The sequence below is a fragment of the Streptomyces sp. NPDC005878 genome, assembly GCF_040629815.1.
In the GTDB taxonomy this organism is placed as follows: domain Bacteria; phylum Actinomycetota; class Actinomycetes; order Streptomycetales; family Streptomycetaceae; genus Streptomyces.
Genome location: NZ_JBEXWK010000046.1, coordinates 32,461 through 45,872 on the forward strand (window position 1 = coordinate 32,461; position 13,412 = coordinate 45,872).

General features: G+C 72.9%; 13 protein-coding genes. 10 read left to right on the top strand and 3 right to left on the bottom strand.

The genetic code is table 11. The features are described 5' to 3' along the window. The first annotated feature begins 235 nt into the window (after window positions 1–235). Together ABZ404_RS37920 and ABZ404_RS37925 are read left to right on the top strand one after the other, a co-directional pair. Entirely contained in the window at window positions 236–1,447 is a 1,212-nt protein-coding gene (locus ABZ404_RS37920; protein WP_358835744.1) for an alpha/beta hydrolase, read from the top strand. Window positions 1,448–1,543: 96 nt separating this feature from the next. Beyond that, complete coding sequence (locus ABZ404_RS37925) at window positions 1,544–2,404, top strand: DUF4429 domain-containing protein (protein ID WP_358835745.1); 861 nt, start codon at window positions 1,544–1,546, stop codon at window positions 2,402–2,404. A 168-nt stretch (window positions 2,405–2,572) separates the two neighbouring features. Here ABZ404_RS37925 and ABZ404_RS37930 read toward each other — a convergent pair whose 3' ends face one another. After that, the gene (locus ABZ404_RS37930) at window positions 2,573–3,034 is read right to left on the bottom strand and encodes a MerR family transcriptional regulator (RefSeq protein WP_358835746.1); all 462 of its coding nucleotides are present in this window, start codon (window positions 3,032–3,034) and stop codon (window positions 2,573–2,575) included. 110 nt (window positions 3,035–3,144) lie between these two features. Between ABZ404_RS37930 and ABZ404_RS37935 the strand changes: the two genes are divergently transcribed. After that, window positions 3,145–3,957, top strand: coding sequence for a serine hydrolase domain-containing protein (locus ABZ404_RS37935; protein ID WP_358835747.1), 813 nt, complete (start codon window positions 3,145–3,147; stop codon window positions 3,955–3,957). Between the two features lie 164 nt (window positions 3,958–4,121). Here ABZ404_RS37935 and ABZ404_RS37940 read toward each other — a convergent pair whose 3' ends face one another. Further along, a complete protein-coding gene (locus ABZ404_RS37940; protein WP_358835748.1) occupies window positions 4,122–4,781 on the bottom strand; it encodes a pirin family protein in 660 nt (219 codons plus the stop codon). A gap of 92 nt (window positions 4,782–4,873) precedes the next feature. On the opposite strand from ABZ404_RS37940, the gene ABZ404_RS37945 reads away from it, so the two are divergent. From ABZ404_RS37945 to fabF, 5 genes are all read left to right on the top strand, one after another. Next, window positions 4,874–6,070, top strand: coding sequence for a helix-turn-helix domain-containing protein (locus tag ABZ404_RS37945; RefSeq protein WP_358835749.1), 1,197 nt, complete (start codon window positions 4,874–4,876; stop codon window positions 6,068–6,070). A gap of 89 nt (window positions 6,071–6,159) precedes the next feature. Beyond that, window positions 6,160–7,101, top strand: coding sequence for an ACP S-malonyltransferase (locus ABZ404_RS37950; protein ID WP_358835750.1), 942 nt, complete (start codon window positions 6,160–6,162; stop codon window positions 7,099–7,101). Between the two features lie 14 nt (window positions 7,102–7,115). Continuing rightward, window positions 7,116–8,111, top strand: coding sequence for a ketoacyl-ACP synthase III (locus ABZ404_RS37955; protein WP_358835751.1), 996 nt, complete (start codon window positions 7,116–7,118; stop codon window positions 8,109–8,111). A gap of 56 nt (window positions 8,112–8,167) precedes the next feature. Continuing rightward, window positions 8,168–8,416 carry an acyl carrier protein gene (locus ABZ404_RS37960; protein ID WP_358835752.1) on the top strand — a complete coding sequence of 83 codons (249 nt, stop codon included), beginning with the start codon at window positions 8,168–8,170 and terminating at the stop codon, window positions 8,414–8,416. A gap of 93 nt (window positions 8,417–8,509) precedes the next feature. Then, window positions 8,510–9,772 (top strand): beta-ketoacyl-ACP synthase II, encoded by a 1,263-nt coding sequence (fabF, locus tag ABZ404_RS37965; RefSeq protein WP_358835753.1) that lies wholly within the window; start codon window positions 8,510–8,512, stop codon window positions 9,770–9,772. A gap of 95 nt (window positions 9,773–9,867) precedes the next feature. Here fabF and ABZ404_RS37970 read toward each other — a convergent pair whose 3' ends face one another. Then, a complete protein-coding gene (locus ABZ404_RS37970; protein WP_358835754.1) occupies window positions 9,868–10,362 on the bottom strand; it encodes a DUF3145 domain-containing protein in 495 nt (164 codons plus the stop codon). A 316-nt stretch (window positions 10,363–10,678) separates the two neighbouring features. Between ABZ404_RS37970 and ABZ404_RS37975 the strand changes: the two genes are divergently transcribed. Together ABZ404_RS37975 and ABZ404_RS37980 are read left to right on the top strand one after the other, a co-directional pair. Then, on the top strand, window positions 10,679–11,605 hold the full coding sequence (locus tag ABZ404_RS37975; RefSeq protein WP_358835755.1) for an SGNH/GDSL hydrolase family protein: 927 nt from the start codon (window positions 10,679–10,681) through the stop codon (window positions 11,603–11,605). Window positions 11,606–11,770: 165 nt separating this feature from the next. Next, window positions 11,771–12,991, top strand: coding sequence for a pyroglutamyl peptidase (locus tag ABZ404_RS37980; protein ID WP_358991616.1), 1,221 nt, complete (start codon window positions 11,771–11,773; stop codon window positions 12,989–12,991). The last annotated feature ends 421 nt before the right edge of the window (window positions 12,992–13,412 follow it).

The window sequence follows — 13,412 nt, forward strand, 5'->3', positions numbered from 1 at the left end:
TGAGGCGATGGGCGCGCCTGACCAGGAGGAAAGGGCGTTCAGCCGAGGGGAAAGGGGATGCGGCCGAGTGGCGGGCGCATTCCCGGCGTACTTGATCACCGCGGGCGCGCGCCGCACGGAGCGTGCGCCCGCGCGCGCGGTAGGTGACACCGGCTCACCCTCCACGACCTGCTCAAACGTGATCTGAGTCACTGTCACCCCAGGGCGCCTCCCGCGCCTCATACTCTGTACCGCAGTGACTTCCTTCGACTCCTCCCCCACCCTCAACGTCTGGCGCGCGCTGCTCGCGCTCGGCGTCGTGTTCATGATGCTCGCGACCTCGGGCTGGACCGCGGTCCGCGGCCACCAGGGGTCGACGGAGCCGCGTGCCGTCGCCCTCGCCGCCTGGGCGCGGGGCACGCTCGACGGCCAGAAGCTCCCGGCCCCGGACACCTCACCGCGCCGGCTCGCCCGCTTCTTCGCCTCCCTGAGCGCCCCCGAGCGCACCGACCTGGCCCGGCGCTACCCGCTGGTCGTCGGCAACCTCAACGGCGCCCCGGTCCCGCTGCGCTACGAGGCGAACCGGCTGGCCCTGGCCGAGGCGCGCGACACCGAGCGGGCCCGGATGCACGACGCCCGGCTCACCGTCGACGGCCGCCGCGGCGCGGCCCGCCGGATGCACCGGTACGAGTCGCTGATCGCGGGCGACCGCCAGATCCTCGCCTTCGACCCGTGGGACAGCGGCCGGGTCGCCGAGGTCTTCGGCGACCTCGAACACGCCGAGCGCGTCTCGGTGGTCATCCCGGGCGTCGACACCAACGTCATGACGTTCGAGAGGACCTCGCGCCAGTACTCCGCCCCGGTGGGCATGGCGCAGTCGCTGTACGCGGCGGAGCGCGCGGCGGGCCCGCGCACCCGCACCGCCGTGATCGCCTGGGCCGACTACACCACCCCGGCCGGGCTCGGCATCGACTCCGCGATCGGCCGGCTGGCCGAGGAGGGGGCGGTCCGGCTCGACCACCTGGTCCGCGCCCTGCCCGGCAACGCGCCGGTCTCCCTGTTCTGCCACAGCTACGGCTCGGTGCTGTGCGGCGTCGCCGCGCACCGGCTGCCGCCCCGCGTCGTCGACATCGCGGTCGCGGGCAGCCCCGGCATGCGCACCCAGAGCGCCTCCCACCTGGGCACCTCCGCCCGGGTCTGGGCGACGCGGGACCGCGACGACTGGATCGAGGACGTGCCGCACCTGGACGTCGCGGGCCTGGGCCACGGCGCGGACCCGGTCTCCTCCGGGTTCGGCGCGCGGGTGCTCTCGGCGGCAGGCGCGGTGGGCCACGCGGGTTATTTCGTGCCCGGCACCCAGAGCCTCGCCAACTTCGCCGCCATCGGCGTCGGTTCGTACGAGTCCGTCAGCTGTCTCAAAGGCAATGCGGCCTGCCAGCGCGGTATTTCCGGCGCGGACGCGGCCTGACGCGCGTAGAAATCGGTGGCGCCGCATACATACGTGTGACATTGCGGCCGACGCCGAGGGGGGACGCGCGGGCGCGCGCCGCCTACGATGAGGCGCATGGGTGATGTGCTGGCCGGAATTCATGCCACCTGGGAGTTCGAGTCCGACTCCGTACTCATCCGCTTCGAACGGGGGATCCGCACGCCGAAGCTGTTCACGGCGCTGCGCGAACGGCGCGTCCCCCACGAGGCGTTGGAGTCGGTGACGCTGACCCCGGGAAAGCGCGGCACGGTGGTGCTGCACGCGGTGCCGAGACCCGGCGCCGATCCGTTGATGGAGGCCGCGGCGGGACAGCTGAAGGACGGGTGCGATCCGTACCGCCTGGTGCTGCCGGCGGAGCGCGAGACGCTCGCGGAGTACTACGCGGACGAGCTGCGCGCGCTGCTGGGCCCGGACGCGGCGGAGCCGTCCGAGCGGTACGTGGTGGCCGCGCCGGAGCTGCCGCAGAGCTTCAAGGCGTACGACGGGAAGGCGTCCTTCGACGGCCGCCAGGTGTCGTTCCGCTGGTTCTGGACGGGTGCCTCCTCGGCGAAGTGGAAGGCGGGCGACCAGACGTTCCCGCTGGCCTCGCTCTGCGGGGTCGAGTGGCGCTCGCCGGAGGTCTTCGACGGCTATCTGCGCCTGCTGCGTCGCGACGCCGAGGCCGCCGCGCCCCAGGCCGACCAGGACCCGGCCGCGGTCGTCTTCGGCCTCGGGTACGGGCCGGTCCACGAGTCGCTGCCGTTCGCGGCGGCCGTCCTCCAGGCGATCCGGGAGGGGGCCGGCGCCCCGGTCCCGGTGGCGACCGTGCCCGCGGGGCGGCGCGACCCCGCCGACATCGCCGAAAGAATCCGGCACCTGGGTGAACTCCACCGGGCCGGGCTGGTGACGGACGACGAATTCAGCGCGAAGAAGGCGGAGTTGCTGGCGGAGCTGTGAGGACGGGGCCGTCTCTCGCAGCGGTCCGGCGTCGCCTCGCCGCGGTCCGCCCGGGTCCTCGCAGCGGTCCACCCTGGTCCTCACCGCGGTCCGCCCGGGTCCTCGCAGCGGTCCGGCGACGCCTCGCCGCGGTCCGCCCGCTCGGGGTGTCTCCCCCTCCGCCGCCGTTCAGGCCGTCTCCGACACCCGGCGGGCGTCCGCGTAGAAGTTGATCTTGTGGTCGAGCACGGCGAGGGTGTCCTGGAGCTCCGCCATGCGCGTCAGGACGTCGCGCCGGGTCTGCTCCAGGAGCTCCTGCCGGGCGTCGAAGGTGTGCGCGCCCTCCCGGACCAGCTCGGCGTAGCGGACCATGTCCGCGACCGGCATCCCGGTCAGCCGCAGCTTGCCGACGAAGACCAGCCAGTCGAGGTCCTTGTTGGTGAACCGCCGCTGCCCGGTGTGCGAACGGTCCACGTGCGGCATCAGGCCGATCCGCTCGTACCAGCGCAGGGTGTGCGCGGTGAGCCCGCTCAGCGCCGCGACCTCGCTGATCGTGTAGCGGTCCTGGCCCTCGGGGCGCGGGTGCGTCGGGCGGGCCTTGCACAGGTCCACGACCGCCGGCTTCACAGGGATGCTCTCGATCACCGTCATGACCCCCAACCTAGAAGGTTGGAGTGCACTCCAAGCAAGGGGATTGTGCGGCAGAGGTCCCCGCGCGACCGTTCGCGGAGGTCCTTACGGGACCGTTTAGGCTCGTACGTATGAAGAGCCTGGCGCTGATCGAGAACTGGCCCGTGCCGCACGCGGCCGCCGCCGTCGTCCGGGCGGACGGCACCGTCGCGGGCGCGCACGGCCCCACCGGGCAGCGCTTCCCGCTCGCCTCCGTCACCAAGCCGCTCGCCGCGTACGCCGCGCTGGTCGCGTACGAGGAGGGCGCCGTCGAGCTGGACGAGCCCGCCGGGCCCGAGGGCTCGACCGTACGGCATCTGCTGGCGCACACCTCGGGGCTCGCGTTCGACGAGCACCGGGTGATGGGGGCGCCCGGGGAGCGGCGGCTCTACTCCAACGCCGGGTTCGAGGTGCTGGGCGACCACATCGCCAAGGCGACGGACATCCCCTTCGCGGACTATCTGCGCCAGGCCGTGCTCGAACCGCTGGGGATGACGTCGACCTCGCTCGACGGCTCGCCCGCCAAGGACGGCGTCTCCACGGTCGACGACCTGGTGCGGTTCGCGGCGGAGGTGCAGGCGCCGCGGCTGCTGCACCCGATGACGGTCGCCGAGGCGATGACCGTGCAGTTCCCGGGGACGAAGGGGGTGCTGCCGGGGTTCGGGCACCAGAACCCCAACGACTGGGGCCTGGGGTTCGAGATCCGGTCCGCGAAGTCCCCCCACTGGACGGGGGCCTCCTCCTCGCCCCGGACCTTCGGGCACTTCGGGCAGGCGGGGACGTTCGTGTGGATCGATCCGGACGTCTCGGCCGCGTGCGTGGCCCTGACGGACCGGGCGTTCGGGCCGTGGGCGGCCGAGGTGTGGCCCGCGTTCACCGACGCGGTGCGGGGGGAACTCGCGTAGTCGGTCGGGTGCGGGTGGGTGGTGACTTGCTCGCGCAGTTCCCCGCGCCCCTTATGGGCCGGACTTCGGCTGCGGGACGGTGGTGGGTTGCTCGCGCAGTTCCCCGCGCCCCCCAGGTTGTCCGCCGCAGCCGGAGTACCCGGCTCAGCCGCAGGGAAAGCGCGCTACACCTCGTTCAGCTCCCAGAACAGCAGCTCCGCCCCGGTGCGGGCGATCGCTTCCAGGGCCGGCTCGTTCGTGGTGCGCACCGCGTCGCCGGGGCCCAGTCGCTCGGGGCCCAGGTCGACCTCGCCCCGTACCACGTGGACGTACACCCCGGGCGCGTCCGGCACCGCCGTGCGCTCGCCGGGCGCGAGGCGGCGGACGTGCAGCAGCGCCCCGGACGCCAGGACCGCGTACGGCGTGGAGTCGGCTATGCCCCGGACGATCTCGTACGACGGGGTGCCGCCGGGCTCCCTGGGGGCGAGCCACATCTGGACGAAGACCAGCGGGGCCGTGCCGTCGTTGCGCTCCTCGTGCCGCACCCCGGCGGCCGAACTGAGGTGCTGGACGTCCCCCGGCCGTACGACCGTGGCGCGGCCCGTGGAGTCGCGGTGGGTGAGCTCGCCCTCCACCACCCAGGTGACGATCTCGGTGTGGCTGTGCGGGTGTTCACCGAAGCCCGCCCCCGGGGCGAGCCGTTCCTCGTTGCAGGCCAGGACCGGGCCGAAGCGCAGGTTGTCCGGGTCGTAGAAACGGCCGAAGGAGAACGCGTGCAGGGACTCGATGCCGGCCGCCGCGTCGCCGCCCCGGTAGCGCCCGTCGGCGCGCCTCACGGAAATCACGGGGTCCACGGTAGCCCCGCCGGGCGCCCCCGGAACGCCCCCCGAACCCCCGGCAGGGCACGCACCCGTCCTGATAAGGCAGTCTTGTCCCCGTGCCCGAACCCGAATCGCCGCAGCCGCCGACCGCCGCCCATCCGCACACCGCGACCCTCAAGCGCCTTGAGCAGTCCTCCGGCCGGCTCGCCGCGAACGCGATCGCCCGCATGGACGCGACGCTGCCGTGGTACCGGGCGATGCCGCCGGAGAACCGGTCCTGGATCGGTCTGGTCGCGCAGGCCGGCATCGCGGCCTTCACCGAGTGGTTCCGGCACCCCGAGACCCCGCAGGCGATCTCCACGGACGTCTTCGGGACCGCGCCGCGCGAGCTGACCCGGGCGATCACCCTGCGCCAGACCGTCGAGATGGTGCGCACCACCATCGAGGTCATGGAGACCGCGATCGAGGAGGTGGCGGCGCCCGGCGACGAGTCGATCCTGCGCGAGGCCCTGCTCGTCTACGCGCGCGAGATCGCCTTCGCCACCGCCCAGGTGTACGCCCAGGCCGCCGAGGCACGCGGTGCCTGGGACGCCCGTCTGGAGTCGCTGGTGGTCAACGCGGTGCTCTCCGGCGAGGCCGACGAGGGGGCCGTCTCCCGGGCCGCCGCCCTCGGGTGGAACTCCCCCGAGCACGTGTGCGTGGTGCTCGGCACCGCCCCCGACGGCGACAGCGAACTGACCGTGGAGGCCATCCGGCGGGCCGCCCGGCACGCCAAGCTCCAGGTCCTCACCGGGGTGCTGGGGGACCGCCTGGTCGTGATCGCGGGCGGCAGCGACAATCCGCTCCAGGTCGCCAAGGCGCTGATCGGCCCGTACGCGGCCGGTCCCGTGGTGGCCGGACCGGTCGTCCCCGACCTGCTGGCGGCCACCCGCTCCGCCCAGGCGGCCGCCGCCGGCCTCAAGGCGTGCACGGCCTGGCAGGACGCTCCCCGGCCCGTTCTGGCGGACGATCTCCTCCCGGAGCGCGCGATCGCCTCCGATCCGGCTGCGCGGGAGCAGTTGGTGGAGGAGATCTACAGACCGCTGGAGGAGGCGGGCTCGGCGCTCCTGGAGACCCTGAGCGTCTATCTGGAACAGGCGAGCAGTCTCGAAGGCGCGGCCCGGATGCTCTTCGTCCACCCCAACACCGTGCGCTACCGGCTACGACGTGTGACGGACGTCACCGGCTGGTCCCCCTCCGATGTGCGTTCCGCCTTCACGCTCCGGATCGCCCTGATCCTGGGGCGTCTGGCCGACGGAGATCCTCAGTCCTAGACTTTTGTCGGACACCCACAATTCCCCCGACGGTTCTTCGTCCCTGTCCCCACGGGCGAGCAGGGCCGTCCACAAGAGAGAGTGTGAGAGTGCTCGTACTCGTCGCTCCCGGCCAAGGCGCTCAGACGCCCGGCTTCCTGACTCCCTGGCTCGACCTCCCCGGCGCCGCCGACCGGCTCGCCGCGTGGTCCGACGCCATCGGGCTCGACCTCGTCCACTACGGCACGCAGGCGGACGCGGACGCCATCCGCGACACCGCCGTGGCCCAGCCCCTGCTGGTCGCCGCCGGTCTGCTGTCCGCCGCGGCACTGGGTGACATCACCCCCGGCGCGGTGGCGGGCCACAGCGTCGGCGAGATCACCGCCGCCGCGTACGCGGGCGTCCTCTCCGAGGAGGCCGCGCTCGGCTTCGTGCGCACCCGGGGCCTGGGCATGGCCCGCGCCGCGGCCATCACCGCGACCGGTATGTCCGCGCTGCTCGGCGGTGAGCCCGAGATCGTCTTCCCGCACCTGGAGAAGCTCGGCCTCACCCCGGCGAACGTGAACGGCGCCGGCCAGGTCGTGGCCGCGGGCACCCTGGAGCAGCTGGCCGCCCTGGAGGCGGACAAGCCCGAGGGCGTGCGCCGGGTCGTGGCGCTGAAGGTCGCGGGCGCGTTCCACACGCACCACATGGCTCCCGCGGTCGAGGAGCTGCGCGAGGCCGCGGCCTCGCTCGACGTCTCCGACCCGAGGATGCCGTACGTCTCGAACGCCGACGGCGCCACGGTCGCCTCCGGCGCCGAGGTCGTCAGCCGCCTGGTGAACCAGGTTTCGAACCCCGTCCGCTGGGACCTCTGCATGGAGAGGTTCCGGGAACTCGGTGCCACCGCGCTGATCGAGGTGTGCCCCGGCGGCACCCTGACCGGCCTGGCCAAGCGCGCGCTGCCCGGCGTGAGGACCGTCGCCCTGAAGTCCCCGGACGACCTCGACGCGGCCCGCGCGCTCATCGCCGAGACCGGGACGCCTGCCGCTGACGCGGCGGGTGCCGAATAAGGAGCCCCAGCAGCATGGCGAAGATCAAGCCCAGCAAGGGCGCGCCGTTCGCCCGGATCATGGGCGTCGGCGGCTACCGGCCGACCCGGGTGGTCCCCAACGAGGTCATCCTGGAGAAGATCGACTCGTCCGACGAGTGGATCCGCTCCCGCTCCGGCATCACCACCCGGCACTGGGCCTCCGACGAGGAGACCGTGACGGCGATGTCGGTGGAGGCCGCGGGCAAGGCCATCGCGGACGCCGGTCTCACCCCCGAGCAGATCGGCGGAGTGATCGTCTCCACGGTCTCGCACTTCAAGCAGACCCCGGCCGTCGCCACCGAGATCGCGGACAAGATCGGCGCGGTCAAGCCGGCCGCGTTCGACATCTCCGCGGGCTGCGCGGGCTTCGGCTACGGCCTGACCCTCGCCAAGGGCATGATCGTCGAGGGTTCCGCGGAGTACGTGCTGGTCATCGGCGTCGAGCGGCTCAGCGACCTGACCGATCTGGAGGACCGCGCGACGGCCTTCCTGTTCGGTGACGGCGCGGGCGCGGTCGTCGTGGGCCCCGCGGACGAGCCGGGCATCGCCCGTACCGTCTGGGGCTCCGAGGGCGACAAGTCCGAGACCATCAAGCAGACCGTGCCGTGGACCGAGTACGACTCCGCGGGCAAGTTCCCTGCGATCACGCAGGAGGGCCAGGCGGTGTTCCGCTGGGCCGTGTTCGAGATGGCGAAGGTCGCCCAGCAGGCGCTGGACGCGGCCGGAATCAGCGCGGACGACCTGGACGTCTTCATTCCGCACCAGGCCAACATGCGGATCATCGACTCGATGGTGAAGACTCTCAAACTGCCGGAGCACGTCACGGTCGCCCGTGACGTGGAGACCACCGGCAACACCTCGGCCGCCTCGATCCCGCTCGCTATGGAGCGGCTCCTGGCGACCGGACAGGCGAAGAGCGGGGACACCGCGCTCGTCATCGGCTTCGGGGCGGGTCTCGTCTACGCCGCGACGGTCGTTACCCTCCCCTAGGCACACCGGATCTTCCGGATGCCCGCATACCCGTAAAAACACCGAAGGAGCGCCACATGGCCGCCACCCAGGAAGAGATCCTCGAGGGTCTCGCCGAGATCGTCAACGAGATCGCCGGTATCCCCGCCGAGGACGTCCAGCTGGACAAGTCCTTCACCGACGACCTGGACGTCGACTCGCTGTCCATGGTCGAGGTCGTCGTCGCCGCCGAAGAGCGCTTCGAGGTCAAGATCCCGGACGACGACGTCAAGAACCTCAAGACCGTCGGCGACGCCGCGGACTACATCCTGAAGCACCAGGCCTGAGTCCCCGACTCAGTCCCGGACTCAGTTCCGCGTGACTGCCGCCACCCGGCGGTGGCGCCGCTGATCCCCCCTTACACCGTGGAGAAATTTCCTGTGAGCTCGACCAATCGCACCGTGGTCGTCACCGGTATCGGCGCAACCACACCGCTGGGTGGCGACTCCGCCTCGACCTGGGAAGGTCTGCTGGCGGGCCGTTCCGGCGTCCGGCCCCTGGAGGGCGAGCGCTTCGCCGACCTCCCGGTCCGCATCGCCGCGACCGCCGCCGTCGACCCGGGCGAGGTACTGCCCCGCCCGCTCGCCCGCAAGCTGGACCGCTCGGCGCAGTTCGCGCTGATCGCGGCCAAGGAGGCCTGGGCCGACGCGGGCTACACCGCCCCCGCCGGCGACGACCAGCCCATCGCCCCCGAGCGCCTCGGCACGGTCATCGCCTCCGGTATCGGCGGTGTGACCACGCTGCTCGACCAGTACGACGTGCTCAAGGAGAAGGGCGTACGCCGCGTCTCCCCGCACACCGTCCCGATGCTGATGCCGAACTCCCCCTCGGCCAACGTCGGCCTGGAGGTGAACGCCCGCGCGGGCGTCCACACCCCCGTCTCCGCCTGTGCCTCGGGCGCCGAGGCGATCGGCTACGCCGTGGAGATGATCCGCACCGGCCGCGCCGACGTCGTGGTGGCCGGCGGCACCGAGGCGGCCATCCACCCGCTGCCCGTGGCGGCGTTCGCCAACATGATGGCGATGTCCAAGAACAACGAGAACCCCGAGCAGGCCTCGCGCCCGTACGACAAGGACCGTGACGGCTTCGTCCTCGGCGAGGGCGCCGGTGTCGTCGTCCTGGAGTCGGCCGAGCACGCCGCCAAGCGCGGCGCCCGGGTCTACTGCGAGGTGCTCGGACAGGGTTTGTCGGCCGACAGCCACCACATCGCGCAGCCCGAGCCGACCGGCCGGGGTGTCGCGGCGGCCCTGCAGAACCTGCTGGACTCCACGGACCTCAAGCCGTCCGAGGTCGTCCACCTCAACGCGCACGCGACGTCCACTCCGCAGGGCGACGTCGCCGAGATCAAGGCGCTGCGCAAGGTCCTCGGCGACGACATGGACCACATCGCGGTCTCCGCGACCAAGTCCATGACCGGGCATCTGCTCGGCGGCGCCGGCGGCATCGAGACCGTCGCGACGGTCCTGGCGCTGCACCACCGCGTCGCGCCCCCGACCATCAACGTCGACGAGCTCGACGCCGAGGTCGAGGCCGACATCGTGCGGGGCGAGCCGCGCGCGCTGCCGTCCGGGTCGATCGCCGCGATCAACAACTCGTTCGGCTTCGGCGGCCACAACGTCGTCCTGGCGTTCCGCTCCGTCTGAGCCGCGCGTCCACGGCGCCCGTAGCCGACCGGAAAGGGCCCCCACCGCTCGGTGGGGGCCCTTTCCGCTGCTCATGGGCGCGTCGGCCCGGGTGGTCAGACGACCTGATGCAGCCACCGCACGGGCGCGCCCTCGCCCGCGTACCGGAACGGCTCCAGCTCGTCGTCCCAGGGCTTGCCGAGGAGGCGGGCGATCTCGGCCTCCAGGTCGGTCTCCTCGCGCAGCGAGCGGGCCAGCGCCGCCCGCAGCCGGTCCTCGGGGATCAGGATGTCGCCGTGGATGCCGGTGACGGCGTGGAAGATTCCCAGGTCGGGCGTGGCGCTGTAGCGCTCGCCCTCGGCCGTGGCGCACGGCTCCGCCGTGACCTCGAACCGCAGCATCTGCCATCCGCGCAGGGCGGACGCGAGTTTGGACGCCGTGCCGGGCTCGCCCTGCCAGGAGAACTCGGCCCTCCAGGTGCCGGGCGAGGCGGGCTGGCGGATCCAGTCGAGCTGGACGCGCACACCGAGCACCCCCGCCACGGCCCACTCGACGTGCGGGCACAGCGCGCGGGGGGCGGAGTGGATGTACAGAACTCCACGTGTCGTCACCGGGACCTCCAGTGCGGTTCGAGGTTCGCCTTCCCCAGCGGCCTCGCGCCCCTACCGGTCCCGGTCAGGACAGCACCTGACATTCTGCCCCGGGGTTCAACAGTAAACAGCATCGGGAGTTAATCTCCTGAATGGGGACAGTATGTGACGTGATGTAATTTACCGGAGCCGTCTGGCGTGGCACCTCTGGCTGGACGGGCCAAAGCTACCGCGCGGAGCAGACAGAAAGGTGTCGTACGGTCGGTCCTGGGCCCGGGAAACACGAAGCTTTCACTCGCCAGGACGCCAGGGGCACCCGAGGGAGGGGACCATGGGGATGGACCAGGGGACGCCGCCGACACGCCGGGGCCGCACCGCGCGGGGCCGCACCGCGCCCGCCGCCGCCCTCACCGCGCTCGCGCTCGCCGTCACGGCAGGGTGCACGAGCTCGGGCGCGCCGGTCGAGCACCGCCCCGGAACCGCCCGCAAGCCCTCGCCGACACCCTCCTCCCCCTGGAACCCGCGCCCCGCGTCGATCGCCGCCGTGGGCGACTCCATCACCCGGGGCTTCGACGCCTGCATGGTCCTCGCCGACTGCCCCGAGGCGTCCTGGGCGACCGGCAGCGACGCGGGGGTGCGCTCGCTGGCGTCCCGGCTGCTCGGTCCCGCCTCCGCCGCCGCCCGCAGCTGGAACTACGCCCGTACCGGCGCCCGGATGTCCGACCTCCCGGCCCAGCTGACCCGGGCCGCGGCCCACCGCCCCGAGCTGGTCACGGTGATGGTCGGCGGCAACGACGCCTGCCGGGACTCGGTCGACGGCATGACCTCGGTGGCCGACTTCCGGTCGGGCTTCGAGCGGTCGCTGCGCCAGCTGCGCGCCGGGCTGCCCAAGACGCAGGTGTACGTGTCGAGCGTGCCGGACCTCAAACGCCTGTGGTCGCAGGGCCGGGGCAACGCGCTGGGCAAGCAGATCTGGAAGCTCGGCATCTGCCAGTCGATGCTGGGGGACGCCGACGATCTGGGGCCCGCGGCGGCCGAGCGGCGCGACGCGGTGTACGCGCGCGTGGTGGCGTACAACAAGGCGCTGAAGGACGTGTGCGCGAAGGACCGTTACTGCCGCTACGACGGCGGCGCGGTCTTCGACTACCGCTTCACCGGCGAGCAGCTGAGCCACTGGGACTGGTTCCACCCCAGCAAGGACGGGCAGGGGCGGCTGGCGGAGATCGCGTACCGCAATGTGACGGCGGCGCGCCCGCCGGCCTGACGGCCGGATCCCTCCCGTCACTCCGGGACCCCCTGTTCACCGGGGAGTTCCTTCTCGATACTGGCCGCCCAGGCCTTGAGGGAAGGATGCCCAGTGGTTCGTGGACGGCGTGTACGGGGTGGACGGGGCGTACGGGTGGCGCGGCTCGCCCTGCTGGTCGCTTCGATGACGGTCGGCGCGGCGCTCGCGCCGGTCCCGGCGCAGGCGCAGGCGCGGACCGCGACGGGGGCGCCGCCGACGGTGGAGGAACAGCGTCTGGACCGGGCCGTGCCGCAGGAGATACTGCGGCGCTCCGGGTTCGACGACGTGGCCGCGCGGTTCGCGCGGGAGCTCGACGGCGTACGGTCCTACCGCGAGGCCGAGCGGCTGGTCGCCCGGGAGGGCGCCGGGCTGTGGCGGCGGGCGGTGGACCGGGCGCAGGGGCGCGGCCCGGCGGGCGGCGACCTGAGCCGGGGCGACGACCGGCCGCTGTACTGGGCGCGGCTGGGGATGACGCGCGAGCTGCGGGGCTGGGAGCCCGGGTTCGGGCTGTCCGCCGCGCGGCGGGCGGCGCTGCTCGACCGTCTGGAGCGGGGCTCTCGGGGCCAGGACTCGATTCGCCTCGGCTCGGGCGCCGGCTACAAGAGGATCCTGGTCACCGGCTTCGACCCGTTCACGCTCGACCGGGACATCCGGATCGGCAACCCCTCGGGGGCGACGGCGCTTGCGCTGGACGGCACCTGGATCAGCACGGCCGCCGGGCCCGCCCGGATCGAGACGGCGATGTTCCCCGTCCGCTGGGACGACTTCGCGGCGGGCACGGTCGAGCGGACGCTGCGGCCGGTGCTGCCCCGGGTGGACCTGTTCACCACGGTGAGCCAGGGGCGGGTCGGGCGGATCGACGTCGAGCGCTTCAACGGGGCGTGGCGGGGCGGGTTCCCGGACAACGAGAACGTCTCGCGCACGGAGCCCGTGCCGGTCCCCGACCCGGCGAGCCGGCCGCAGTGGACGAGGACGACGCTGCCGTACGCGGCGATCGTGGCGGCCCGCACCGGCCCGTTCCCGGTGTACGACCACACGTCGGTGACGGAGATCCCGGCGGGCGGTACGGGGCCGGTGGTACGGGAGGACGGGCCGTCGGCGGGGTCCGTGGCGCGGGCCGGGGGCGGGGGCGACTACCTCTCCAACGAGATCGCGTACCGGGCGACGCTGCTGCGGGACCGGCTGGGGCTGTCGGTCCCGGGGGGTCATGTGCACACGCCGGTGCTGGAGTTCGGGGCGGGGAACGAGGATCCGTCGTCGGGGGAGGTGACGGATGCGGGGTTCGAGCGGAATCGGGGGGTGATTGTGGGGCAGGTGCGGGCGATAGTGGCGGTGGCGCTTTCCCCCACCCCGCCCGTTCCCTAAACCCTCCGGGGGTGGGGTGGGGTGACTTGCCCGGGGGCGAGGTGACTTGTCCGGGGGCCGAGGTGTTTGCCGGGGGCTGCGCCCCCGGGCCCCCTGCTTGTCCGGGGCCTGCGGCCCCCGGCCCCGCCCCCGCCTTGCGGTGACCTGCGGACCGGCGGGGGCTGGTCGCGCAGTTCCCCGCGCCCCTTCAGGGCCCGGTGGTCCGCTGCGGGTTGACTTGGCTTGCTCGCGCAGTTCCCCGCGCCCCTTCAGGGCCCGGTGGTCGGCTGACGGTTGAGCTGGGTTGCTCGCGCAGTTCCCCGCGCCCCCTCAGGGCCCGGTGGTCCGCTGACGGTTGAGCTGGGTTGCTCGCGCAGTTCCCCGCGCCCCCTCAGGGCCCGGTGGTCCGCTGACGGTTGAGCTGGGTTGCTCGCGCAGTTCC